This window comes from Vibrio sp. 1727 (genome assembly GCF_033344415.1).
Classification (GTDB): Bacteria; Pseudomonadota; Gammaproteobacteria; order Enterobacterales; family Vibrionaceae; genus Vibrio; species Vibrio alginolyticus.
In genome coordinates, this window is sequence record NZ_JAWPOT010000002.1 from 385,773 (window position 1) to 409,651 (window position 23,879).

Sequence of the window (23,879 nt, forward strand, 5' to 3'; positions counted from 1 at the left end):
AGCACTACGCTTAAGCATATTAATCCGCTTGCATTTGAACACTTTCTAATCCGATAAGAAACCAGTAAAAAACCCATAAATTAGTAAGGATTTTGTGTGACTCTTTTCACGCTTTTCTACCTTCCTAGGCATTTCTAGGAATTTTTCCTAGCCGATCTAGGCAACCATCTCATGTGCCTCACAAAACCACTCTCTAGAATTCCGCTCAGTCAAAGGTAACAAGAGCGCATAACGGTCTCCGTTGTGTTTCTAAAACAATTACAAGAGAGTTCATCATGTTAAAATTCCTCGAACAGGTGCGGAAGCCGACACTCGATCTTCCTGTCGAAGTTAGAAGAAAGATGTGGTTTAAACCGTTCATCCAATCTTACTTGGTCGTATTCATCGGCTACCTAACCATGTACTTGATTCGTAAGAACTTCAATGTCGCGCAAAACGACATGATCTCTACTTACGGTTTGAGCATGACAGACCTAGGTCTTATTGGCCTTGGCTTCTCCATCACATACGGCATCGGTAAAACCGTTGTGTCTTACTACGCTGACGGTAAGAACACCAAGCAATTCCTCCCTTTTATGCTGATCCTTTCTGGTCTTGCAATGCTTGGTTTCAGCTTCAGCATGGGCGGCGGTAGTGCAAGCCTGTTCTTGATGGTGGCTTTCTACGCTCTAAGTGGTTTCTTCCAAAGTACTGGTGGCCCTTCTAGTTACTCAACCATTACAAAATGGACACCTCGTAACAAGCGCGGCTCTTACCTAGGCTTGTGGAACATGTCACACAACGTTGGTGGTGCGGGCGCAGCGGGTGTTGCTCTTTTCGGTGCCAACTACCTATTCGACGGCCACGTAATCGGCATGTTCGTGTTCCCTTCTATCATCGCGATCATCGTTGGTTTTATCGGTATGCGCTTTGGTAGCGACTCTCCAGAAGCTTACGGTCTAGGTAAAGTAGAAGAACTTTTCGATGAAGCAGTGAGTGAAGAAGACACCGCCGCTGAAGAAAACCAGATGACCAAAAAAGAAATCTTTGTTGAATACGTTCTTAAAAACAAAGTTATCTGGCTACTTTGCTTTGCCAACATCTTCCTTTACATCGTTCGTATCGGTATCGACCAATGGTCAACGGTATACGCGTACCAAGAACTTGGTCTGTCAAAAGAAACGGCAATCTCTGGCTTTACTCTATTCGAAGTCGGTGCGCTTGTGGGTACTTTGATGTGGGGTTACTTATCTGACTTAGCAAACGGTCGCCGCGCATTGGTTGCTTGTGTGTCTCTTGGTTTGATCATCGTATCGCTTGAGTTCTACCAACACGCCACTAGCGAGTTCATGTACTTAGCCTCTCTATTTGTATTGGGCTTCTTGGTGTTTGGTCCGCAACTTCTTATCGGTGTTGCCGCGGTTGGTTTTGTCCCTAAAAAAGCAATCAGTGTGGCTGACGGCGTAAAAGGTACATTCGCTTACCTAATCGGTGACAGCTTCGCGAAACTTGGTCTCGGTATGATTGCAGACGGTACACCTATCTTCGGCTTAACAGGTTGGAAAGGTACCTTCGCAGCCCTAGATACCTCCGCCATGATTTGTATTGTTTTGCTTGCTTTCGTCGCTATCGCGGAAGAGAAGAAGATTCGACACGCGAAGAAGCTTCAACTTGCACAAAACCAAGCCTAACTTCTCTGCGCGCTTTACTTCGGTAAAGCGCGCAAGATCATTAAAAAGCATGGTTCAATTCAGTATCATTAAAGATTTTTCTATTGGCTCCTGTTGGAGCTTATTGCTGTTAGTCGTCTGCTCTATTTGGTTGTAATAATGATTCATGTTGCTCTAGTTGATGATCACGTCATCGTGCGTTCGGGTTTCGCACAATTATTAAATTTAGAAAGTGATATTACCGTTGTTGGTGAATTCGGCTCTGTCGCCGAAGCGCGAAAAGGGTTGCCTGCGGTACACCCACACGTCGTCATCCTAGATATTTCCATGCCAGATGAAAGCGGCTTAAACTTTCTCAGCGAAATACCAACTGGCATTGCCTGCGTGATGCTTAGCGTGCATGACTCCCCTGCGATGGTGGAAAAATCACTAAAGCTAGGTGCAAAAGGCTATCTTAGTAAACGCTGTAGCCCAGACGAACTTATTCAAGCCGTGAGAACCAGTGCTTCTGGCGGCTGTTACCTCACATCAGATATTGCACTTAAACTTGCAACGCCTAGCGACAACACCACCTCTCTATGCCAACTGACAAAACGTGAAAACGAGGTATGTCAGCTACTTGCCACTGGGTTGGATGTAAAGTCTGTCGCGGCAGAGCTTGGCTTGAGCCACAAGACTGTGCATGTTCATCGTGCGAATGCCATCGACAAACTCGGCGTGAAAAACAACGTTGAGCTCGCCAAACTATTTTCTCAAGAGTCCTTTTAATGCGAGCTTATGCTGTTACCACCATTTGCGGACTTTTTGTTATGGCTTGCGCTTGGTTTTGCTTGTGGGTGATTGCCTATTACTTTGTCAATGATCCCGAGTTGGCGATCTTATTGTTTCCTTTCGCTTTACGATTAGGTGTCGCCCTACACACTCGCACCGCTTATTGGCCGACGATTTACCTTTCGGAGTGGGGACTTTCTATCGCACTTGCAATGTTACTGGGTCAACCGCAGTGGCTTACCGTGCTGATTGCGAGCATTGCCAGTATCCCGGTCACTCTGATTGCGAAAAAATACTACTACGGAGACCAAAACCGCCATTTAGCCGTGATGAGCGCAGTCATTATCATTAGTGCGTTTATTAATGTGATGGCCGTTGGTTTTCACGTTCCTTCGGTTTACATGGTATGGCTGGCTAGCATTTCTGGAGGCTTGCTCGTGGTGCCTATGTGCTACTTGTTATGGAGTTATTTGTTCCAAAGTCGTTGGTCTCCGCTTAGCTCTCTCCTACTTAGTAATGCCGTTGTATTTCAGGTGCGTCATATCGTGCTTTATGCGCTGCTTTTGAGCGGCAGTATTTTGGTGCAAACCAGTTTGCCTGAAGAGCTAAAACGGTTTGCGCCGTTTTGTATGGCGATTCCAATCATCGTGCTTGCTCTGCGTTACGGCTGGCAAGGTGCTCTACTCGCCACCATGCTCAACAGCATTGCGCTGATTGCGGCTCGCAGCGGCGTATCAAATCTAGAAATCACCGATTTGTTATTATCTCTCTCGGCGCAAACCATCACCGGCATTATGCTCGGCTTAGGGGTTCAGAAACAAAAAGACCTCAATCACAAACTGCGCGGCGAACTTGCACGCAATCAGAATTTGTCTCGCCAGCTTATCAAAGCGGAAGAATCGGTAAGACGCGATATTGCGCGCGAGCTACATGACGAAATTGGACAGAACATCACGGCGATCCGCACACAAGCCAACATCATTAAGCGGGTAAATAACGCCGAAACACGCGTAGGTTGCGCCGACATGATCGAAGGGCTTTCCCTCAACGTGTACGACACCACTAAGCGACTGTTAAGCAAGCTAAGACCAAAAATGCTGGATGATTTGGACTTGAAAGAATCCGTCGAGCAACTGACGCGAGAGATGGAATTTGCCAATCACGGAACGACTGTTCAACTGAACTGGCAAGGCGATTACACCAACTTGAGTGACACGCTCAAAGTCACCCTATTCCGTTTATGCCAAGAGTCATTGAATAACGCCGCCAAATATGCAGAAGCGCAGTTGATCAGTATTGAACTGACGATCGGAGAAGCGGCGGTGTCACTAATGATTCACGATGATGGTGTCGGCTTCAAAGTTCAGGACAGCATGAAAGGCATGGGCGTTCGCGGCATGCAAGAGCGTGTGCACGCGTTAGGTGGAAAAATGGTTATCTACTCCACCAGCGATCAAATGATCGGCACACAAATCAGCATTACTTTACCTAAGGTGTAACTCAAGATGTTTGGATTTTTACGTTCACCTAAATTTACTCAACCGAGTCTGAGCAACGAGCAAATCGACCAGCGTTACCGCCATTGGCGTTTGCACATTATGTTGGGGATGTACATCGGCTACGCAGGTTTCTACTTTACCCGTAAGACCTTTAACTACGCAGCACCAGCGATGATCACCGACCTTGGCTTAGATAAAGGCGACTTGGGTCTTATCGGTACACTTTTCTACATCACCTACGGCTGCTCGAAGTTTATTTCTGGCACGATTTCGGATCGCTCTAACCCTCGTTATTTCATGGGATTAGGATTGATTGCGACAGGTCTGGTCAATATCGCGTTCGGTTTTTCTAGCTCACTCGCGGCTTTCATTACTCTGTGGATCTTAAACGCCTGGTTCCAAGGCTGGGGCTGGCCTTCATGCTCCAAGCTGTTAACGACTTGGTATTCACGTTCCGAGCGTGGCTTCTTATGGGCGATTTGGAACACCGCACACAACGTTGGTGGCGCGCTGATCCCTATTTTGGTGGGTTATTTAACGTTGCACTACAGCTGGCGTGAAGGCTTTATTCTACCCGGCATCATCGGGGTATTACTCGGTCTATTAGTTTGTTGGCGATTGCGCGACAAACCCACAACAATGGGCTTACCAAGTGTCGGACAATGGCGCAACGACGCACTAGAACTTGCGCAAGAAAATTACGGACGTGGCCTCACCTACCGCGAAATTCTGAAATCGTACGTATTTAACAACAAATACATCTGGCTACTCGCGTTCAGTTATGTGTTGGTTTACATCGTCCGAACCGCAATCAATGACTGGGGAAACCTGTACTTGACCGAGCAGCATCACTATAGCCTGATTAACGCCAACGCTGCTCTGTCGATGTTTGAAATCGGCGGTTTTGTTGGTTCATTGGTTGCGGGTTGGGGCTCAGACAAACTCTTTGGCGGTAACCGTGGGCCAATGAACTTGCTGTTCGCTATTGGGATTTTCTTATCTGTCTCCGCGCTTTGGCTGATGCCTCTGACCAACTTTGCATTCCAAGCGGCGGGATTGTTCTCCATCGGCTTCTTTGTCTTTGGGCCACAAATGCTTATCGGTATGGCGGCGGCTGAGTGCTCTCACAAAGATTCTGCCGGCGCGGCAACAGGATTCGTGGGCTTGTTCGCCTACATGGGCGCAGCATTGTCTGGCTATCCACTGGCATTAATTCTTGAAGAATATCATTGGACAGGTTTCTTCATCACCATTTCAGTTTGTGCAGCCGTCATTGGCCTTTTGTTGCTGCCATTTTTGCAAGCGCAACCATCACGAAAACCACTCGAACCAAAACCTCGGTTGTAAATCGACTTATCGCCCTCGGGCAAATTGGCGAGTGACCTAACCGCGCTCGCCCTCCTTATTTAACGTATCTCTGCTCAATTTTTCTTCCGATTCAGTTCGGAGGGTTAACTATGGGAAAAATTCATGAATTTGAACACTATTTCATCGCATAGCTTCTTTCAAATGAACAACAAAATCCAAAACTACGCTTGGGGAAGCACCTCTTCTATTCACGATTTGTTTGGCTTTTCTAACGAAACGAATGAGCCTCAAGCAGAAGTATGGATGGGTACTCACCCAAACGGCTGCTCTGAAGTTCAGGTTGAGCAAAACACGCTGCCTTTGTCTGAACTGATCAAACAAAACCAACCCGCTTATTTATCATCAGAAACCGCAGCAAAATTTGGCGACCTGCCCTTTCTGTTTAAAATCTTAGCGGCCGAACACGCACTGTCGATTCAAGTTCACCCAAGCAAGCAAGATGCCGAAATAGGCTTCGAAAAAGAGCAAAGTGCTGGGATCCCACTAAACGCGAGCCATCGTAACTACAAAGATCCAAACCACAAACCTGAGCTGGTATACGCACTGACAAGTTACCAAGCCATGAACGGTTTTCGCTCGTATGCCGATATTATTGAGGCATTTAGCCTTTGTGATATCGATGAGCTACGCGCACCATTAGATGCATTCAAACGCGAAATCAACTCACAAGATTTGCGAGATTTCTTTGTGCACATTCTTACCATGGAAGGAGAAACAAAAGAGCGAGCACTGAAACAGCTTCTTGCCTGCGCCTCACGTCAATCAGAGCAAGGCACTGACAGCGACGTTTTCCAGCTCATCTTGGATCTATCCACTCAATACCCTGGCGATGTCGGCTTGTTTGCGCCATTACTGTTGAATGTCATCACGCTGCAACCTGGCGAAGCGATGTTCCTGAGCGCAAGAACGCCACACGCTTACATTAAAGGCACGGGATTAGAGATCATGGCGAACTCAGATAACGTTTTGCGTGCAGGACTCACGCAGAAACATATGGATGTTGAAGAACTGGTTAAATGCACAGACTTTGTGCCTAAGCCGTTTCACAGCCTTGTCCTAAAACCCAATGCCAATGGTTGCCAGAGCCTTTACCCCGTTCCAGTGGCAGACTTTAGTTTCAGCATTCTTAACCAACCGAACAATGAAGTGGTTGATGCCAATAGCGCAGAGATTTTGATGGCGATTGATGCCGACCTGACACTCATCAGTGATAACGGTGAGACGTTAACTGCCTCGAAAGGACAATCTGTATTTGTTCCTGCTTACGTTGGTCATTACCGTATTCAAAGTGCGGGACGTGTGGCTCGCGCCTTCAACTAGTTTTTGAATAACTGATTCAAACTAACGTCTGACCCAAGGGACTGGGTTAGACAATTTATTCCTTTCATAGATTGAACCATTCCGCTTTTAAGGCACTCATGCTTACACCTTGTCGAATCCAAACACCTACAGGCCAGTTTCTCTAAGAGGCATAACCTCCCGGATCTGCCATTTACTGCAACATTCATTGTCAAAACCCATTTATGTCCGGTAAATTCGTCGCTCCAATATCAAATCACTTGGATAATAAAGGCGCTTGCACAGTGGTATTTGTTGCAAAACGTATAATCAACGTTGTAATCAAAGCCTCAATCACTACAATCTCTGGTTCGATTTTTCAGTTAACGTTTGTATGCCGAAGTTAAACCAAGATAACCCTGTTCAAAGCTCCGCCCTTTCCGATATCGAAACCAGCAGTAAGATTCAATCGGCATTAGAACCGAAGTTTCACAAGCCAGAGAAACGTCTCTGCTTAAGCCCTGGCCTGTCGGATAAGCATTTGGCGCGCCGTTGGCAAGTATTGGAACACGTGACCAATAAAGATCATCTCCTTGATCCTTTCACGCAGTCACATTGCGATGCTTACTCCAACAACATCGAGCACTTCATTGGTACTGTTAATGTGCCGGTCGGCATTGCAGGCCCTTTGCGCGTCAACGGCTTGTATGCGAACGATGACTTTTTGGTTCCGCTCGCAACGACAGAAGCCGCGTTAGTCGCTTCCTACAACCGTGGCGCAAATCTTATCACCGCCGCTGGTGGCGCGAGCGCATTGTTACTAAGTGAAGGGGTGAGCCGAACACCAGTATTCGCCTTTAATCACCTTGCTGACGCCGGCCAGTTCGTCAGTTGGGTTGTGACCCAGTTTGACGTATTTCGTCAAATTGCGGAATCCACCACCTCACATGGCAAACTCAAAGACATCAATGTAAATATCGAAGGAAACCATGTTTATTTGGTCTTTGAATACGTGACTGGTGACGCTTCCGGACAAAACATGGTGACCATCGCAACAAACGAAGTGTTCCATCATATTTTGGCGACCAGCCCAATCAAACCAACTCAAGCATTCTTGGATGGCAACTTATCAGGCGACAAAAAACCAAACGCACACACACTGCGCTCGGTACGCGGTAAGAAAGTATCCGCCGAAGTGACCATTCCTGCTGAGTTGGTGGAAAAATATCTGCATACGACGCCGGAGTCTATGGTTCAATTTGGCAAAATGACCACGGTGGGTGGTTTACTCAGCGGGACAATTGGCGTCAACGCGCATTACGCAAATGCCCTTGCCGCGCTTTACATTGCTTGTGGTCAAGATGCCGCTTGCGTTGCAGAGTCTGCCATTGGAATCACTCGTATGGATGTGGACGCTCAAGGCAACTTGTACGCGTGCGTGACCTTGCCAAACATCATGGTGGGAACGGTTGGCGGTGGTACTGGCCTTCCAACGCAAAAAGCATGTTTGGATATTTTGGGTTTGCACGGCAACGGCAATGCGAAAGCGTTAGCCGAAGTCGCAGCTTCGCTTTGTCTGGCTGGCGAACTCTCGATTGTTGGCGCATTTTGTGCCGATCACTTTTCTCGTGCTCACCATAAGCTTGCCCGAAAATAACCTTTGTTGCTTTGTACAAGAGAACATCCGTGTGGTTTTCTCTTGTGCAAACCAATGGACTTTATTTATTGGCTCAATAATTTCTTGAAACTAACTTAAGCCTTAACAAACATACCAATCTCTTGTTAACAGTACTTTAGCTGTCCCCCTTCTATATCCATTGCGATATCTCTGCTTATTACTCTTCACTGGCCATATTTAATATCAGTATCTTAGAAAAAATAGCATCAAAAACTTCTAGCACTATAGTACCAAATTGACCGTTTGAGTTTTTTGTTCACCACTTATAGCTACTATACTCGCCTATGCAGCTGCTTGATTTTCATAAATTTACTAAACAGCTCAAAAGAGCTTAATAACTCCCGTTAAATGGACTTAAATCGTTACTTCGGGTAAGCGAGTTAACTATGAGACGTCAGAAGCTAAATAAAATCTCTGCTTGGGTACTAGGATTGGCTATCTTATTGCTGAGCCATGTGTCTAATGTATCAGCACAAATACAGCAATCCCCATCCGATCAAACCGTTGCGCGTTTTCTCTATCAAACCTCTTTTGGACCAACACCTGCGTTAATTAATGAGGTTAGGGAAAACGGGTTAGAGGATTGGATACAGAAACAAATCAACCTGCCAGCAACCTACCATCAACCACTTTATCAAACGCCTTTTTCTAAAGGCCTACAGTCAAACCGAGAAAATGCTTGGTATCAAATTGTTGTTACTGCTGAAGATCAGCTTAGGCAGCGAACGGCTTATGCATTGAGTCAGATCGTAGTCGTTTCTCGTTATGGCGGCGTTCTTTCCAGCAAACCTACAGGGTTAGTGAATTACTACGATCTGTTGGTTGAGCATGCGTTTGGCAACTACCGAGACCTGTTGTATGACGTTTCCATCCATCCAGTCATGGGGAGCTATTTGTCTATGCTCGGTAGTGCAAAAGAAAATAGTGCGACAGGAACGCTTCCCGATGAGAACTTTGCTCGAGAGTTAATGCAGTTATTCACTATCGGTTTGTATGAACTCAATTTAGATGGCAGTAAAAAGCTAAACCACGCAACAGGCAAACCTATCCCCACGTACAATCAAACTGATATTCAAGAGCTCGCGCGAGCATTAACTGGATGGAAAAATTCCGACATCGCATTCGTGAAACCGATGCGAGTTATCAGTCAGCGACACGACACCGGCGAGAAGCGATTTCTAGGGAACGTGATCCCATCGGGTCTAACCGCACAAGAAGAGCTTTCAAAAGTGATTGATATGTTGATGTCTCACCCAAATGTTGCTCCATTTGTTTCAAAATTACTTATCCAACGTTTGGTCAGTTCAAATCCAAGCCCAGAGTACGTCGCGCGTGTTGCAACGATATTTAACAACAATGGGGAAGGAGAAAAAGGCGATCTAACCGCCGTTGTTCGAGCCATATTGCTCGACCCTGAAGCATTAGGGATGACGGATACCCCGCCTATAAAAGTGAAAGAACCGATACTGGTCCTGACTAATTTTCATCGAGCATCAGGTTTTACGGTTAAAGGATCACGTTACGAAGACGCAACAACGATGATGAACATCGCTAATCAAGGGCCGCTTCGTTCTCCTTCCGTGTTTAATTTTTACTCTCCAGACTATCAGCCGTCTAACGAGTTTACGGAGTCTGGTATTAACTCTCCAGAGTATGAACTTCTCAATTGGTCTGTTTATACCGATTTGGTCAACTATATGTTAACCAGCACTCGTAGAGGAGGTGGTGATTCCTACCACTTCGATCTTAACGAGTTTTATCTTTTTCTGGACGATCACCGTGCCTTAGTCGAATTGGTTAACGAGCGTTTCTTTGCTGGAACGGCTTCTGCTGAATTGAAAGAGCTCATGCTCACCGCCCTGAATGATTATCGTGGGGACTATGTGCCAACAACAAAACTCGCTCTAGTGATATTTACCGCCATTTCTGGCGACGAATTCTATATTCAGGATTAGGAGTGAATTATGGATATTTCACGACGACATTTTATACAAAGCACGCTATCGATGGGCGCACTAGCCTCTCTTAGTCTGCCAGGTTATTCTCTCGCAGCGCCATCTAATGACTTTCGAGCATTAATATGTGTTTATTTAGCTGGCGGAAACGATGCGTTCAACACCGTACTACCATTATCGGAGACGCACTATCATCAATATTCCAAAGTCAGAGGGCCACTCTCTGTCGCCAAAGAAGACATACTCCCTATCAATTTGAGTGCTGTCGATAGCTCAAATCACCCAGTGAAGCTCGGCTTACACCCCAAGTTAAATGCGTTAACTTCCGTTTTCGAACAAGGCGATGCCAGCATCGTGCTCAATAGTGGCATTCTCAACCATCCCGTCACCAAACAAGCTATTGAGCAAGGTGAAGCATCACTTCCCGAGCAACTGTTTTCTCATAATTCTCAAACAGACGCTTGGTTACTTGGTGGAATGAGCGAGTCTAAAAATCTTGGTTGGGCTGGCAGAATGTTGGATGTATTAAACTCTGAATCAGAAATAACACCGCTATACAGTGTGCATGGCAACTCGCTTTGGTTACGGGCAATGGAACACCGCCAAACCGTCCTGAAAAAAGATCGCGCAGTTCAGCTTACCGCGATTGATAGCCCTTTATACAAAGGTATCTATGATCGCCTTCTCTCTCATCAAACTGACAATCCATTTAATGGTCATTTTAATTTGATGGTTGATGAGTCGATGGTAATGAGCAGTGTACTGAGCGAGCAACTCAACCACATTGCTGACGAGCCGCTGTTTACGTCATCGACGCTCGGCAAGCAGATGCAAACCGTGTACAAATTGATAGCAAGCCAAGATGTCCTGAAGCAGCAACGACAAGTCTTTTTCGTTAAACACTCTGGGTATGACCTACACGATTCGCAACTGGCACGTCATCCAGTGCTACTTGAGGATCTCGCGACAAACCTTTTAGCAATGTATCGTGTAGTCGAACGGTTAGGGCTAAACAAGCAAGTCACCTCTTTCACTATGTCTGACTTCGGTCGACGGATGATGAGCAACGGAAATGGTACCGATCATGGCTGGGGTGGCCATCAACTATTAATTGGAGGCGCGGTAAATGGGAAACAACCTATCGGTACATGGCCGGAACTAATACTGGGCGGAAACGATGATTACTCTCAAGGCCGACTCATACCCAAAATTGCCGCTGATCAAGTTGGTTCAACACTAGCGCAGTGGATGGGCGTGAGTGATAACGCTGCACTGGAATACGTGTTCCCGAACATCCGTAATTTTACTCATTCAAACCTGGGTTTTATGTCGTAAGATATTTTACAGGTAGCTGTAGAACGCATCATCAAATAAGGGAGCCTCGCGCTCCCTTACTCATCTTATGTTTGCAAAGTGTCCGTTACACCTCGTCGCGACGGCGTTCGTTACACAGCTTAATGGCACGCTCAAGTAATTCTAACGCGGATTGCTCACATTCAGGCAGAACCGCATCACTTTCGCCAATTGGCGTTACGCGGTCACCCCATTTCAATACTGCCGCACCCCATGTCAAACCTGCACCAAACGCAGCAAGAAGCATATTATCACCTGGGTTAACTCGACCTTGCTCTACCGCTTCACACAATGCAATTGGCACCGTCGCAGCTGAAGTATTGCCATAGTTTTGAATGTTAACAAACGCTTTGTCGTGTGGAATTCCAGACAGGTCACACAAGGTTTGAATAATACGAATATTCGCTTGATGCGGAATCACAACATCGATTTGTTCCGTCGTTAACTGTGATGCTTTCAGTACGGTTTTCGCAGCTAGCCCCATGCCTTTTACTGCACGTTTGAAAATTTCTTGTCCTACAAAGTTGAAATCCCAGTAACCGTTGTCTTCCGCAAAGCGATCCATACAAGTACCAAACTTTGGTACGGACAGAATATCGCGGCCTTTTGCGTCACAACCGATTTGAGACTGTAGTAAACCCGTTTCTTTTTCCGTTCTTGATAACACAACGGCGCCCGCACCATCACCAAATAGAACAGCGGTATCTCGCATTGCCCAATCGATGTAGAAAGACAATCTTTCCGCACCAATAATGATCGCGTTACGATAGTTACCTGATTGAATCAAACGTGTGCCCGTTTCTAGGCCATAGACAAATCCCGTACATGCGGCATTTAAGTCAAAGGCAGCGGCTGCACGAATACCTAGGTTCTGCTGTACCTTAGACGCGATATTTGGAATCAATGAATCTGGTGAACAAGTCGCCACAATGATTAAATCCACGTCTGTTGCATCGACGCCTGCTCGAGCTAATGCATGTTTAGCAGCAACGGTCGCCATGTCTGACGTGTTTACATGACTAATACGGCGGTTTTCGATACCAGTGCGGGTACGAATCCACTCATCGGAAGTATCGAGGAAAGTGCTAAGATCATCGTTAGAGAGCACGGCTGGCGGAACACATTTCCCCCAACCTGTAATTTCAGCGTAGTAATTTGTCATCGCAGACCTATTTATTGTTGTATTTTAATAAAATTTCTTAGAACCTTAGGCTCAAATACAAACCTGCGCTGCGTTATTTCGGCAGGTTAAAAAATAAGTATACAAATAATGAGGCTGACTGGTAAGTCATGTTTTCATCAATACGTAATAAAGGAAGAAGTCATGTCATCGTTTAAAACTCGCTGCCCTTCGTGCGGCGGTCTAAATCGTGTCCCTAATGAGCGCGTTGCCGAATCTGCAACTTGCGGTAAATGTAAAAGTGCACTTTTAGACGGCTCGCCTATCGAAGGTACGCAAGATAACTTTTCTGCTCTATTACAAAGTGATATGCCTGTTGTAGTAGATTTTTGGGCCCCATGGTGCAACCCGTGCGTTGGTTTTGCTCCTGTTTTCTCTGATGTTGCTCATGAGCAAGCCGGAACGGCTCGTTTTGTTAAGATTGATACCGAAGCTCAACAACAACTTGCGGCGCAATTTGGTATTCGCAGCATTCCTACCATTATGGTTTTCAAAAATGGTCAACGTGTTGATATGATCAATGGTGCGTTACCTAAAACTCAATTCGATCAATGGTTAAATCAAGCACTTACTAAATAATCTTCCACGCCAACCTTGTTTGTAGGTTGGCGTTTTTATGCAACTTATCAACCTATCTAGTTAACAAATATTATTTGTCGAAACGACTTAAATTTATCATTTTACTTGCCTAACTATTAGCCTCATATTCGCGCCGAATAACCCTTAGATTTCATTTAACTTATAGGCGCAAAACAGTGGAAAACACAGTCGTTCCTGCAGCATCACCACGAGTTACAGTTCCAGTCGTCGCACTGTCTCTTTATGCGGTGGCTTCGGGCTATTTAATGAGCTTGATCCCTCTCATGCTCGGTGAATACAACATCTCAGCAGATTACGCGAGTTGGTTGGCAAGTGTGTTTTATGGCGGCTTATTAACTGGTGCGATTTTTATTGAACGTATCGTACGTCAAGTTGGTCACCGTAACGCGTTTATTGGTTGCTTGGCCGTATTTTCGCTAACTATCGTCACACTACCCGTGTTTGCTAACGGATTGATGTGGCTTGCCGCTCGCTTTATTGCGGGTATCGCGGTTGCTGGTGTTTTTGTCATTGTTGAGTCTTGGCTAATGTCTGGAGACGAAGCATCGCGTGCGAGACGTTTGAGCTTGTACATGCTATCGCTTTATGGTGGTTCAGCATTAGGCCAGTTTGGTATTGGCGTGCTTGGCGTAAGTGGCGGCGTTCCGTTTATTGCGATCACGACGTTGATCCTAATGGCGATGCTGGTGCTAATGTTCATTGAGTGTGAGCAGCCAAACAGCCATGAATCAACCGCTTTATCATTTAAGCAAATTGCCAAACTAAACCATGCAGCAATTATTGGTTGTGTTGTTTCAGGTTTGACCTTAGGTGCGATCTACGGATTAATGCCAGTTGAGTTAACTAACCGTAAAATTAGCCATCAAGACATTGGTACATTGATGGCGCTAGTTATTCTAGGTGGCATGCTAGTTCAACCAATGGTGACCGCGTTAAACAAATACATGAGCCGCACAGTGCTAATGGCGTTTTTCTGTATTTTGGGTATTTTTTCGATCGGTATGACCTTTATTTCCTCGTCAGCCGTGGTATTGGCTGCTGCATTATTCTTTTTAGGTGCAGCTACTTTTGCCTTGTACCCAATAGCAATCAACTTAGGTTGCGAAGGACTTGATGAACGCTTTATTGTCTCTGCGACACAAGTCATGCTGTTTAGCTACAGCATCGGCTCTGTTGCTGGTCCTGTTGTCGCTGATAAATTCATGGGCCAAGAACACGGCTTGCTAGGCTACTTGTTTGCCGCTTTGGTTGCGACTGGCGTATACATGCTACTTGCTGCGAGCAAAACCAAGCAGCGTATGGCCGCTGGCCTCTAATCACGCCGCTTCTACTCAACGAACTCAACGAAAACGAGGGCATGCCGCCCTCGTTTTTTTATTCTTCGCATTTTTGTTTAGATAAACGCTTGTGACGGTTTGACGCGTTCGCTGCAGGCTTTTCCGGTACCATGCGCTTTTCATGAAGCAAATGACGAACCGCCAAGATGGGATGTTTCAGTAACATTCTGGGGCCAGAGTAACGCATGACCAAACGCATTTGTTCTTTCGGCTCTGGTTTGTAGCAGTGAATCGGACATTTGTTACACGTCGGTTTATTCTCTCCATAAGGACAGCGGTCGAGGCGCACTTCTGCGTATTCAAGCAGCTCACGACATTCTGAGCATAAGTCACGTTTTGTTCCATGATGGTCATGACAGTAAACCTCTACCATGGCTTTTACTGTCTTAAATTCAGTGGCGAGTTTGCCAAGTAAAATATCGCTCATGCGCTATGCAAAAATCACAACATCATTGTGTAAAGTTCTAACGTGCGGCCATTATCATATTGCTGCTCAACTCGTTCAAACTCAAAGCCCAGTTTTTTGAGCAAACTTATACTACGAATATTGTCATTGTTGGTGATGGCAACCAAATTATCGAGTTTCATTTCCTCTCTAGCGTATTCCAGCACTGCGGTTGCAGACTCCGTTCCGTAGCCGTAGCCATAAGCGGAAGGTAAAAATCCATATCCGAGATCATAGTGTTGTAATGTGTCACGTTTAACCAACCCACAAATCCCGATGGGTTGCCCATCTTCTTTCTTCTCTACAACGAGTAAACTCACGCCTTTAATTTGTTGCATGCGTAGCATGTTTTCTTTTATGTAACGCGCCGCTTCATATTCGGTACGAATTTGTTTGTCTCCGACAAAACGGTAGAAGTCTGGGTGGTTATAAAGTTCTAGTATAAATGGTGCATCATCTACACTCACAAGACGCAGTATCAAACGTTCGGTGTACAGTGTTTTCATTTGGGCTCCATTAAAACGCGATAGATGATTGGACATAGGAACGTACTTGAATTTTGCGACCGATACCGGCGCTTATTTAGTTGTAACTTGATAAAAAAGTAACTATCCTGCCTCGCTAAATTAAAGGACCACCACCATGAACCGCAAGAAGAAAATCAATCAGATCTTGAAAGCGAAGCAGAAGAAGCATAATGCTAAGCTACATAAGAGCAACAAGCCGCGTTATATCTCCAAAGCTGAACGCGCGAAAATGGAAGCTGAAGAACAAAACCAAGCTTCAGAACACACGGAAAACGTTGTAGACACAGCGCAGACAGATCAAGCCTAAAAGAAAAGCCGCTTCAAGCGGCTTTTTTGATATTCGGAGAGAGTTAGCTTTAGTATTCGACACTGTAGTTCAGTGTGAATGTGCGACCTCTTCCTTTGTAGTCGTACGCTGCTGCATCGTAGTGTGCTGCATAAAGAATCTGCGCACGTTGTCCCCAAGCGGTTGTGTAGTCTTCGTCAAATAGGTTTTGAATACCAAAACCTAACTGCCCGATAGGTAGTGTTACGTTACCAAGAAGATCAAACGTAGTGTATCCATCTAGTTTGTTGTTTGCGTCATCTTCGTAATCAAACATCGTCTGGCTTTGTAGACGTAGTGAATAGCCATCCTGATAGTAAGCCGCCCACGCGTTCGCTTTTGATGTACTTGCTTTACCCGCGCTTAGATCTTCCCACTTACCGTTGGTTTTCAGCTCAGAAACCACATAGTGACCTGATGCACCTAACAAAATATCACGGTTTACCCAGTAGTTAATGTTTGCTTCGGCACCGTATACACGTTGCTCGTCATCAACATTGGTGATTAGGAGCGTCTTCTTGTCATACTTGATTGAGTTATCCGACACCGAGTAGTAACCCGCCGCTTGCAGTGCGACAGTATCCGTATCTAATCGGTAACCAATTTCATAGCTGTCCGTTTTGATGCCCGACATTTTTGAGTCAGATACATTAATGCTATTGTTCAACGCGTAGTGACCATTTGCATCCGCGGCATCGTAGCTACCTTGGCCGTAGTACTTTGCAGGATCAGCGAGTTCGAAACCTTGAGAGAAGTTCGCCCAAAGCTGAGATTCATCGTTAAGCTGATAAATAGTGCCCAAATTAAATAAGCTCACAGAGTAGTCGGTGCTGCCACCTGGTACCGCATCCGCTGATACACCATTACCCGATGCGATCTTCTTTTGTATACTATAGGCAACAAAATCATCAATCTTATTGTCCATGTATTGGTAGCGGTAGCCTGCTTGTACTGACCAATCTTGATTGATTTGGTAATCCCCCTGGACAAACATTGCGTAAGACGCCACATCAACATCTGGGTAACGTCCCACTTCGGCATAGGTTCGATTAATTAAGTTCCCAGAGCTGTTCGCAATGGTTGGATCGAACAGAGCCTGGTTACTTTCAAAACGGTCTAAGTACGCATCGACACCATAAACAAGTTTGAATGACTCCCAGCTTTTAGCTAACGCTAAGCGCCCAGCAAAAACTTCTGTTTTTTGTTGAGAGGCACTTTGGTAATAAGGAGTAAAGGTTTGGTCTTCACTACGGTAAGATAACTCGCCTATCAGTTGATGACCGAATACGCTGTCGTGAGCGTAGTTCGCACTTAAGAGAACTCGCTCTGTACCATGTTCACGGTCGGAATCGAACCCCTCTCGTACGTCAACAAATTTATTGTTAACAATGTACAAACCGTATGGCGAATCTTGCTGGCTGTCATAGTATTGTGCGACAAGGTTTAACTTGCTGGCATCGGAGATTTGAATCTCGGTCGATCCCATAACATCGAGCGTTGAATTATACTGCAAAGAGCCCTGTGACATGTCTGGGGTGACAATGTCGCCATTTGCGTCAAATGCACCTTGTGTCTCGGTGTACACAACCGAACCTCTAGCGGTAATTCGCTCATTACCACCCGAGATAGACTGAGCGAGTTTGTAATCAAAGTCATCGCTGCTATTAAAACCTGTAGTGCCACTCACGTAGGATTCAAACGACAAGTCATCCGAGTACGCTTTCTTGGTGATAATGTTAATAACACCACCAGTAGCGCCTGCACCATAAATGGAGGTTGCACCAGATAGTACTTCAATTCGCTCGATGTTGAATGGGTCTATTGCGTCTAACTGACGACTAATCGGGCGAGAAGACTGTAACGAGACACCATCAATCATTACCAACATTGCTCTACCGCGAAGGTTCTGACCATAGTTAGTTCGACCACCGGTGCCGACGTCTAAAGAAGGGATGGTTGCAGAAAGAATATCACCCAGTGTCTTGCCCGCACGATATTGCTGAGCAATCTCTTCTTGGCCAACAAACCAAACCGTTCCTGGAATATCGGAGATCGATTTCGGCATCACACTGCCTACAACAACCAATTGCTCATCGCTCGGAGTCGATGTTTGTTGAAGATCTTCTGCTGCTATTGAGCTAACTGCGTATCCACTGCTCATCGCAAGTACGATGAGATTGAAAGAAAACGTCCTTTTCATCATTGTATTTATCTTTTTGTTGTCAACAAGAGCATGCAATGATACTTATTCTCACTCTCAAATCGAGCACTGTTACACAAGTTAAATAAATGTTAATTAAGAACCTTCTTGCTCATAAGCTGTCGATTTTCCTCTAAACGAGGACAATCTGCACAAAGCTTTCTGCCTTCACACTTATAGACTAAACAACAACTTTTTCTTACTAACTTTAGCGGCTGATCAGATTCCATCTCATGAAGTGAGCGACTATTATCAACATCCAAACCCATTGCGCTTAGCCACAAGACCGCATGCTCCTGAAGTGTCGAGTTAGTCATTTGCGGAAAGCGCTGTTGGAGACGAATTAAACAAGCCATGATTCCGTCCGACATCAATTGATGGGTGAAGCCAGGACGAATGCGTGTCCATTGACTCATCTCTTGTTGATAGAAGTCGAACAGTTCTCGGATTTGACGCCCCGCCTCTTTTATCAACGCTTCTGGCTCGCCATGTATATGCGCTTCGTCGGCGAATCGGTACCCAGAAACAAAACAAGGTTTGAGGTGCTGCGCTATCTCGCGAATGTTTGGCAACGTGTGGTAACCGTAAATAGAGATGAATGCGACATAAACTGGCTGCCAACAAAGTAAATCCCACGTTCTTGTCAACCAATATGCTTTTCCCGCTTCCGGATGAGCCTCCGAGATTTGCTGGTAAAGGCCTTGGATGATCGGGTTGATATCATTCTCGATATGGATAGCTTCTTGCCCTATCTCGCCGATATCACCGTGTAGGTAAGGTGTAATCTCACTCGAAGTTTGAAACAGTTGCGGGAAAAATTGCTCAGACATGATGGCTTATTGTTGGTGTAGTCATTCTGACACCTTTATACCCAAGCACCAATCGCAATGCAAACTATTATCCTTTGCGTTTTTCATAACAAAGAAGCACTCTTAGGGTTAGTTATGAATGTATTTCCGAGTTCTGTGAAGCTGTAAGGTCTGGTTACGTATGCGATGAATAGCAACAAACTCTTAAACCTCTTCGCATTTAACGCTCACATGATCGCAAAAATACACAGCATAAAAACACCCTGATAAAACTGTGTTAACAGTTTCCCTGTGTAGCGTGAGTTATTGCCAATAATTGAATATTGCTGTTTCTTATCCAGCGGATTGTGAACAACATGAAGTATTTTCTTTCTGAATATCGAGACAATACAAAGAGGTAATTTGGCTATGTAGCCCTCTGTTTTGAATAAGGAAATCCACATGTTGTATCTTGAGTTTCTATTTTTGCTCGTGATGCTGTATATCGGCTCACGTTATGGTGGTATCGGCCTTGGGGTCGTATCCGGAATTGGCTTGGTGATTGAAGTCTTCATCTTTAAGATGCCGCCAACCTCTCCTCCTGTCACCGTTATGTTGATCATTTTAGCGGTGGTAACATGTGCTTCCATTCTTGAAGCCGCTGGCGGTTTGAAATACATGCTGCAAGTTGCCGAGCGTGTGCTTCGTAAGAACCCAAAACGCGTCACCCTTATTGCTCCGTTCGTGACTTACTTTATGACCTTCCTACTTGGTACAGGTCACGCGGTTTACTCTATCATGCCAATCATTGGCGACGTTGCGCTTAAAAACGGCATTCGTCCAGAGCGTCCTATGGCTGCCGCTTCTGTCGCGTCTCAAATCGCAATCACAGCCTCGCCAATTTCAGCGGCCGTAGTTTACTACTTGGCGCAACTCTCTGATATTCAACACGAGATCACTCTGCTCTCAATTTTGCTCGTTACTGTGCCTGCAACCTTATTCGGTACGTTGTTGATGTCACTTTACAGCCTAAAGCGTGGTAAAGAGCTAGACGACGATGAAGAATACCAAGAGCGTTTGAAAGATCCTGTGTGGAGAGAAAAAATCCTCAACACAACTGCAACGTCTCTTGATGAAGTACTACCAACAAGTGCTCGTAACTCTGTATTGCTGTTCATTGCATCGATCTTGGTTATCGTCGTTATCGCGATGTGGCCAGACATTCGTACCATCGTAGATGGCTCGAAGCCAATCAGCATGGCAGTTGTGATTCAAATGATGATGCTCTGCTTCGGCGGTATCATTTTGCTTGCGACCAAAACTGACCCGCGCGACGTACCAAATGGCGTGGTATTTAAATCTGGTATGGTGGCGGCGATTGCTATCTTCGGTATTGCATGGATGTCAGATACCTACTTCCAGTACGCTATGCCTCAATTTAAATCCGGCATCGTAGAGATGGTAACCAACTACCCTTGGACATTCGCGCTTGCGTTATTCATTGTGTCGGTTGTGGTGAACTCTCAAGCTGCAACGGCTCGCATGATGCTACCTGTTGGTCTCGGCTTAGGTTTGGAACCTGCGCTGCTTATCGGCTTGATGCCAGCGGTATACGGCTACTTCTTTATTCCCAACTACCCTTCAGATATCGCGACTGTGAACTTCGATACCTCGGGCACAACTAAGATTGGTAAGTGGTACTTCAACCACTCATTCATGTCTGTGGGCTTAATCGGCGTGATTGGTGCGTGTTGCTTGGGTTACTTGCTAGGGCAAATGATCATTCCTTCGTAACTAGCCAAATCAACGATAAATTAGAGGCGAGTCATTGTACATTTTCGTACAGCCTGAGTGACTCGCCTTTCTTTATTGCACTATTAACTACAGCAAGAAATCGTCATCAATCGCGACAAAATTGTCGGCACAATCAATCAGAGTTTGAGATGTAAGTTTAGGTACACCATAAACGGTCACCGTTTTATTGAAGCGCTGCTGAATTCTCTCTACTAGCAGACTAAAGTCTCCATCTCCCGAAACTAGAATCACTTCCTCAACTTCGGGAGCAATTTCAATTGCATCGAGAGTAATACCCACATCCCAATCGCCTTTCGAGCTTCCATCACGACGCTGGATGTAGGGTTTAAGCATCACCTCAAATCCAACACCACGAAGAATATGGTGGAACTGACGTTGCTTGGGATCATTGCTCGCGATGGCATAAGCACGAGCACTTACCACCTCTTTCCCTTGTGTGGCAACATACCAAAACTGGTTGTAATCAAAATTGCTTCGATACGCTTCGCGACAGGTGTAATACACATTCTGTACATCAACCAAAATGGCGATTTTTTGTTTGCTTTCCGAACTCATCTATTTCTACGCTCAATTTATTTGCTGCCTACCCTATGCCAGTTTTGGAAAAAGCACAATGAGCCAATTCCACTAAACTTAACGTATAAAAAGTTATTTGGGTTTCTAGGGGAACTGTCATGGGCGGAAAGTTACTAGTGATACTGCTTTCTTGTATCTTGTCATCGACAGCATTTGGTTATCCAGCGCACTCCAAATACTGGCCACATAGAAGTGTGCTCTACTTTGCGCCGGAAAATGATGAATACGTCAAACAATTCTTGCTAGAAACACTTATGAATGAGTGTGAGTTGGAAGACAGAGATGTCGTCACACTGGTCATTACAGAACAAGGTTATACTTTTCCTGCTTGGCTTAAAGAAGAGTTCGACCTAAAAATGCTAGCTCGTCTTTATGCGGTCGAAAAAGGTTCTCATACTGCTATTTTGCTTGGTAAAGATGGTCTAGAGAAGCACCGTTGGGGCGCAGAAACAGACTGGCCGTTTATCAACAACCTCATTGATCAAATGCCTATGCGTAAGCAAGAAATGCAGAGGCAACAAAGCCCCTGTAAAATATAGTCACTTCTGGGCAGTATTACTTTGCGAACCAATCCAATTTGTTGTGCAGCTGAGTAACGCTACCAACCACAATCAATGCTGGGCTCACAGCTTGCTCTGCCATGCTCGATAACTCGTTCAACTTTCCTTGGAACACGCGCTGCTCCGGGCGCGTACCGTTTTCAATAATGGCGCATGACATCTCAGGATCTAAGCCGTGAATGATCAGCTTATCCATAATGTGGCCGCTTTGCTTCAAACCCATGTAGAACACAAGCGTGTTGTTGGATTGCGCCAGTGAATGCCACTCAATCTCACGACCATCTTTTTGTACGTGACCAGTGATGAATTGAACGCTTTGCGCATGGTCGCGGTGTGTTAATGGAATACCAGCATAAGCCGTTGCACCCGCTGCTGCTGTGATACCCGGAACCACTTCGTATTTGATACCAAATTCCGCTAGTTCTTCTAACTCTTCACCGCCACGGCCAAAGATAAATGAGTCACCGCCCTTCAGACGCACAACACGCTTACCTTCTTGTGCTTTCTGCACCAAGATTTGGTTGATTTGATCTTGAGGCACACAGTGAAAGTCTAATTTTTTACCTACGTAGATCATCTCTGCTGATGCATGAGCCAATTCTAGAATGTCTTTCGACACCAAACGGTCGTATACAACAACTTCAGCCGCTTGAATGGCTTTTAAGCCTTTTACTGTGAGCAAATCAGGATCACCTGGACCTGCACCAACAAGAGAAACAAAGCCGCTGTTTAAAGATGAGTGAGCAGTAGTCATATCAACGCCTATCGAAAAATTTAGATATAAAGAGTAACACTCGCGTTATGCACTTAGGGCTAAAACCACTCTAAGGAGTTATTACTTTTTATAGCTAAATCAATAAAATATGTCGCGAAAGTGAAAGTTAAAAATTGAAATCTAGTTAGAGAATAGTCCCGCCCATCCAGAAGCGGGACCATATTAAGCGAATTACCCGTTAATGGTTATTTAGCCATTGCAGGTTGCGCTTTTACTTCTTCTTCAGCATTGATAGAAGGCGCAGTTTTAGCGTGAGTTAGGTACAGTGGAATACAAGTCATTACGAGACCACCAACAATATTACCTAGAATGGTTGGAATAAGGTTGAAGTTCAACCAAGTCGCGATACCAAAATCCGCACCTAGAATCATACCTAGTGGGAATAGGAACATGTTTACTACGGTGTGTTCAAATACTAGCGCAAAGAAGATGAAGATTGGGAACCACATCATTGCTACGCGACCAGACACCGAACGTGCCGTCATGTTGCCGATAACGCCTAGACACACCATTAGGTTACAGAAGATGCCGCGTACGAAACATGTGATCCATCCGTCCATACCCATGTTTTCAAAACCAAGGCTACGCGCCGTAGAAACAGCGACAAATTTCTTCGCTACTGCGTTCAGTTCTAGAGAGAAGTTACCTGTTAGAGAGATAGCCACTAGGTAAGCAACGATCAGAGAACCGATAAGGTTACCCAAGCCTACAAGACCCCAACAACGGAAGATACGACCCCAAGTGATGCCCGGACGGTTAGCAAACTTAGCCAGAGGCGCTAGACCAAAAACACCGGTCACTAGGTCATACCCCATCACACTTAGAATTACGAAACCAACGGGGAAAACAAGTGCTCCTACAAGGCCGATACCCGTTTGTACAATCGCGGTAATAGCAACCACCACCGCAAGCGAAAGAATAACGCCAGCCATCGTACCGCGAAGCAGAAGATCTCGCGTGCTTGTATTGGTTTTCGCTTCACCAACATTGATCATGGTTTGCACGAATTCTGCAGGCTTAAAATCAGTAGACATGAATGTGTCCTTATCCAAAATTGAAAGTTAAAAAGTTAAAGATTGAATAGAGAAAGGCTTCCCGTTGACACCTGAACGCTGTCTACAACACCTCGCTTCCCTGTTCCCCTGAGATGATGCTTGGAAAGCCTTTGTCTATTAAATCTAGGTTTCAGTTCATTCCCTC

The 23,879-nt window shown here is 45.4% G+C and carries 21 protein-coding genes; 13 read left to right on the forward strand and 8 right to left on the reverse strand.

All coding sequences use genetic code 11. The features are described from left to right. Nucleotides 1–275 precede the first annotated feature (275 nt). The 8 genes from uhpT (at nt 276) to R8O10_RS04140 (ending at nt 11,533) form a co-directional block, all read left to right on the forward strand. Nucleotides 276–1,670 (forward strand): hexose-6-phosphate:phosphate antiporter, encoded by a 1,395-nt coding sequence (gene uhpT, locus R8O10_RS04105; RefSeq protein ID WP_021707729.1) that lies wholly within the window; start codon nt 276–278, stop codon nt 1,668–1,670. A gap of 138 nt (nt 1,671–1,808) precedes the next feature. After that, complete coding sequence (uhpA, locus tag R8O10_RS04110) at nt 1,809–2,417, forward strand: transcriptional regulator UhpA (protein WP_005376090.1); 609 nt, start codon at nt 1,809–1,811, stop codon at nt 2,415–2,417. Next, a complete protein-coding gene (gene uhpB / locus R8O10_RS04115; protein ID WP_318191129.1) occupies nt 2,417–3,919 on the forward strand; it encodes a signal transduction histidine-protein kinase/phosphatase UhpB in 1,503 nt (500 codons plus the stop codon). Before uhpA ends, uhpB begins: the two co-directional genes overlap by 1 nt. A 6-nt stretch (nt 3,920–3,925) precedes the next feature. Beyond that, nucleotides 3,926–5,266 carry an MFS transporter gene (locus R8O10_RS04120; protein WP_318191130.1) on the forward strand — a complete coding sequence of 447 codons (1,341 nt, stop codon included), beginning with the start codon at nt 3,926–3,928 and terminating at the stop codon, nt 5,264–5,266. A 123-nt stretch (nt 5,267–5,389) separates the two neighbouring features. After that, the gene (manA, locus tag R8O10_RS04125) at nt 5,390–6,607 is read left to right on the forward strand and encodes a mannose-6-phosphate isomerase, class I (protein WP_318191131.1); all 1,218 of its coding nucleotides are present in this window, start codon (nt 5,390–5,392) and stop codon (nt 6,605–6,607) included. Between the two features lie 352 nt (nt 6,608–6,959). Beyond that, on the forward strand, nt 6,960–8,222 hold the full coding sequence (locus R8O10_RS04130; RefSeq protein ID WP_005376082.1) for a hydroxymethylglutaryl-CoA reductase: 1,263 nt from the start codon (nt 6,960–6,962) through the stop codon (nt 8,220–8,222). 407 nt (nt 8,223–8,629) lie between these two features. Then, nucleotides 8,630–10,198, forward strand: coding sequence for a DUF1800 domain-containing protein (locus tag R8O10_RS04135; protein WP_318191132.1), 1,569 nt, complete (start codon nt 8,630–8,632; stop codon nt 10,196–10,198). A 9-nt stretch (nt 10,199–10,207) separates the two neighbouring features. After that, a complete protein-coding gene (locus tag R8O10_RS04140; protein WP_318191133.1) occupies nt 10,208–11,533 on the forward strand; it encodes a DUF1501 domain-containing protein in 1,326 nt (441 codons plus the stop codon). Nucleotides 11,534–11,618: 85 nt separating this feature from the next. Here the strand turns inward: R8O10_RS04140 and R8O10_RS04145 are convergent, their stop codons facing one another. Beyond that, a complete protein-coding gene (locus tag R8O10_RS04145; RefSeq protein ID WP_005387993.1) occupies nt 11,619–12,713 on the reverse strand; it encodes a ketoacyl-ACP synthase III in 1,095 nt (364 codons plus the stop codon). Between the two features lie 162 nt (nt 12,714–12,875). Between R8O10_RS04145 and trxC the strand changes: the two genes are divergently transcribed. After that, a complete protein-coding gene (trxC, locus tag R8O10_RS04150; RefSeq protein ID WP_005376074.1) occupies nt 12,876–13,310 on the forward strand; it encodes a thioredoxin TrxC in 435 nt (144 codons plus the stop codon). A gap of 176 nt (nt 13,311–13,486) precedes the next feature. Further along, the gene (locus tag R8O10_RS04155) at nt 13,487–14,647 is read left to right on the forward strand and encodes an MFS transporter (protein ID WP_017634647.1); all 1,161 of its coding nucleotides are present in this window, start codon (nt 13,487–13,489) and stop codon (nt 14,645–14,647) included. Between the two features lie 58 nt (nt 14,648–14,705). Here R8O10_RS04155 and R8O10_RS04160 read toward each other — a convergent pair whose 3' ends face one another. Together R8O10_RS04160 and R8O10_RS04165 are read right to left on the reverse strand one after the other, a co-directional pair. After that, nucleotides 14,706–15,095 carry a nitrous oxide-stimulated promoter family protein gene (locus tag R8O10_RS04160; protein WP_005387988.1) on the reverse strand — a complete coding sequence of 130 codons (390 nt, stop codon included), beginning with the start codon at nt 15,093–15,095 and terminating at the stop codon, nt 14,706–14,708. Between the two features lie 14 nt (nt 15,096–15,109). Continuing rightward, the gene (locus R8O10_RS04165) at nt 15,110–15,619 is read right to left on the reverse strand and encodes a GNAT family N-acetyltransferase (RefSeq protein ID WP_005387984.1); all 510 of its coding nucleotides are present in this window, start codon (nt 15,617–15,619) and stop codon (nt 15,110–15,112) included. 136 nt (nt 15,620–15,755) lie between these two features. On the opposite strand from R8O10_RS04165, the gene R8O10_RS04170 reads away from it, so the two are divergent. Next, nucleotides 15,756–15,947: a DUF2986 domain-containing protein gene (locus R8O10_RS04170; protein ID WP_005376066.1), complete on the forward strand. Its 192-nt coding sequence runs from the start codon at nt 15,756–15,758 to the stop codon at nt 15,945–15,947. 49 nt (nt 15,948–15,996) lie between these two features. Here the strand turns inward: R8O10_RS04170 and R8O10_RS04175 are convergent, their stop codons facing one another. Together R8O10_RS04175 and R8O10_RS04180 are read right to left on the reverse strand one after the other, a co-directional pair. Further along, a complete protein-coding gene (locus R8O10_RS04175; protein WP_318191134.1) occupies nt 15,997–18,168 on the reverse strand; it encodes a TonB-dependent receptor in 2,172 nt (723 codons plus the stop codon). A gap of 89 nt (nt 18,169–18,257) precedes the next feature. After that, nucleotides 18,258–18,995 (reverse strand): siderophore ferric iron reductase, encoded by a 738-nt coding sequence (locus tag R8O10_RS04180; RefSeq protein WP_017634649.1) that lies wholly within the window; start codon nt 18,993–18,995, stop codon nt 18,258–18,260. Nucleotides 18,996–19,415: 420 nt separating this feature from the next. Between R8O10_RS04180 and R8O10_RS04185 the strand changes: the two genes are divergently transcribed. Then, nucleotides 19,416–20,747 carry an anaerobic C4-dicarboxylate transporter gene (locus tag R8O10_RS04185; protein ID WP_005376060.1) on the forward strand — a complete coding sequence of 444 codons (1,332 nt, stop codon included), beginning with the start codon at nt 19,416–19,418 and terminating at the stop codon, nt 20,745–20,747. A gap of 87 nt (nt 20,748–20,834) precedes the next feature. Here the strand turns inward: R8O10_RS04185 and R8O10_RS04190 are convergent, their stop codons facing one another. Next, nucleotides 20,835–21,323 carry an NYN domain-containing protein gene (locus tag R8O10_RS04190; protein ID WP_005387978.1) on the reverse strand — a complete coding sequence of 163 codons (489 nt, stop codon included), beginning with the start codon at nt 21,321–21,323 and terminating at the stop codon, nt 20,835–20,837. 119 nt (nt 21,324–21,442) lie between these two features. Here R8O10_RS04190 and R8O10_RS04195 point away from each other — a divergent pair, with 119 nt between their 5' ends. Beyond that, nucleotides 21,443–21,883, forward strand: coding sequence for a DUF4174 domain-containing protein (locus R8O10_RS04195; RefSeq protein WP_017820187.1), 441 nt, complete (start codon nt 21,443–21,445; stop codon nt 21,881–21,883). A gap of 16 nt (nt 21,884–21,899) precedes the next feature. On the opposite strand, the gene cobA is transcribed toward R8O10_RS04195, so the two are convergent. Both cobA and R8O10_RS04205 read right to left on the reverse strand, forming a co-directional pair. Next, entirely contained in the window at nt 21,900–22,658 is a 759-nt protein-coding gene (gene cobA, locus R8O10_RS04200; RefSeq protein ID WP_136976402.1) for a uroporphyrinogen-III C-methyltransferase, read from the reverse strand. A gap of 206 nt (nt 22,659–22,864) precedes the next feature. Continuing rightward, on the reverse strand, nt 22,865–23,713 hold the full coding sequence (locus R8O10_RS04205) for a formate/nitrite transporter family protein (protein ID WP_005387971.1): 849 nt from the start codon (nt 23,711–23,713) through the stop codon (nt 22,865–22,867). Nucleotides 23,714–23,879 lie beyond the last annotated feature (166 nt).

Coding starts and splice junctions, on each gene's coding strand:
- R8O10_RS04185 (WP_005376060.1), top strand. CDS start 19,416: ATGTTGTATCTTGAGTTTCTATTTTTGCTCGTGATGCTGTATATCGGC.
- uhpB (WP_318191129.1), top strand. CDS start 2,417: ATGCGAGCTTATGCTGTTACCACCATTTGCGGACTTTTTGTTATGGCT.
- R8O10_RS04120 (WP_318191130.1), top strand. CDS start 3,926: ATGTTTGGATTTTTACGTTCACCTAAATTTACTCAACCGAGTCTGAGC.
- cobA (WP_136976402.1), bottom strand. CDS start 22,658: ATGACTACTGCTCACTCATCTTTAAACAGCGGCTTTGTTTCTCTTGTT.
- R8O10_RS04135 (WP_318191132.1), top strand. CDS start 8,630: ATGAGACGTCAGAAGCTAAATAAAATCTCTGCTTGGGTACTAGGATTG.
- manA (WP_318191131.1), top strand. CDS start 5,390: ATGAATTTGAACACTATTTCATCGCATAGCTTCTTTCAAATGAACAAC.
- R8O10_RS04205 (WP_005387971.1), bottom strand. CDS start 23,713: ATGTCTACTGATTTTAAGCCTGCAGAATTCGTGCAAACCATGATCAAT.
- R8O10_RS04170 (WP_005376066.1), top strand. CDS start 15,756: ATGAACCGCAAGAAGAAAATCAATCAGATCTTGAAAGCGAAGCAGAAG.
- R8O10_RS04160 (WP_005387988.1), bottom strand. CDS start 15,095: ATGAGCGATATTTTACTTGGCAAACTCGCCACTGAATTTAAGACAGTA.
- R8O10_RS04130 (WP_005376082.1), top strand. CDS start 6,960: ATGCCGAAGTTAAACCAAGATAACCCTGTTCAAAGCTCCGCCCTTTCC.
- R8O10_RS04140 (WP_318191133.1), top strand. CDS start 10,208: ATGGATATTTCACGACGACATTTTATACAAAGCACGCTATCGATGGGC.
- R8O10_RS04180 (WP_017634649.1), bottom strand. CDS start 18,995: ATGTCTGAGCAATTTTTCCCGCAACTGTTTCAAACTTCGAGTGAGATT.
- uhpT (WP_021707729.1), top strand. CDS start 276: ATGTTAAAATTCCTCGAACAGGTGCGGAAGCCGACACTCGATCTTCCT.
- uhpA (WP_005376090.1), top strand. CDS start 1,809: ATGATTCATGTTGCTCTAGTTGATGATCACGTCATCGTGCGTTCGGGT.
- R8O10_RS04190 (WP_005387978.1), bottom strand. CDS start 21,323: ATGAGTTCGGAAAGCAAACAAAAAATCGCCATTTTGGTTGATGTACAG.
- R8O10_RS04195 (WP_017820187.1), top strand. CDS start 21,443: ATGGGCGGAAAGTTACTAGTGATACTGCTTTCTTGTATCTTGTCATCG.
- R8O10_RS04175 (WP_318191134.1), bottom strand. CDS start 18,168: ATGATGAAAAGGACGTTTTCTTTCAATCTCATCGTACTTGCGATGAGC.
- trxC (WP_005376074.1), top strand. CDS start 12,876: ATGTCATCGTTTAAAACTCGCTGCCCTTCGTGCGGCGGTCTAAATCGT.
- R8O10_RS04145 (WP_005387993.1), bottom strand. CDS start 12,713: ATGACAAATTACTACGCTGAAATTACAGGTTGGGGGAAATGTGTTCCG.
- R8O10_RS04165 (WP_005387984.1), bottom strand. CDS start 15,619: ATGAAAACACTGTACACCGAACGTTTGATACTGCGTCTTGTGAGTGTA.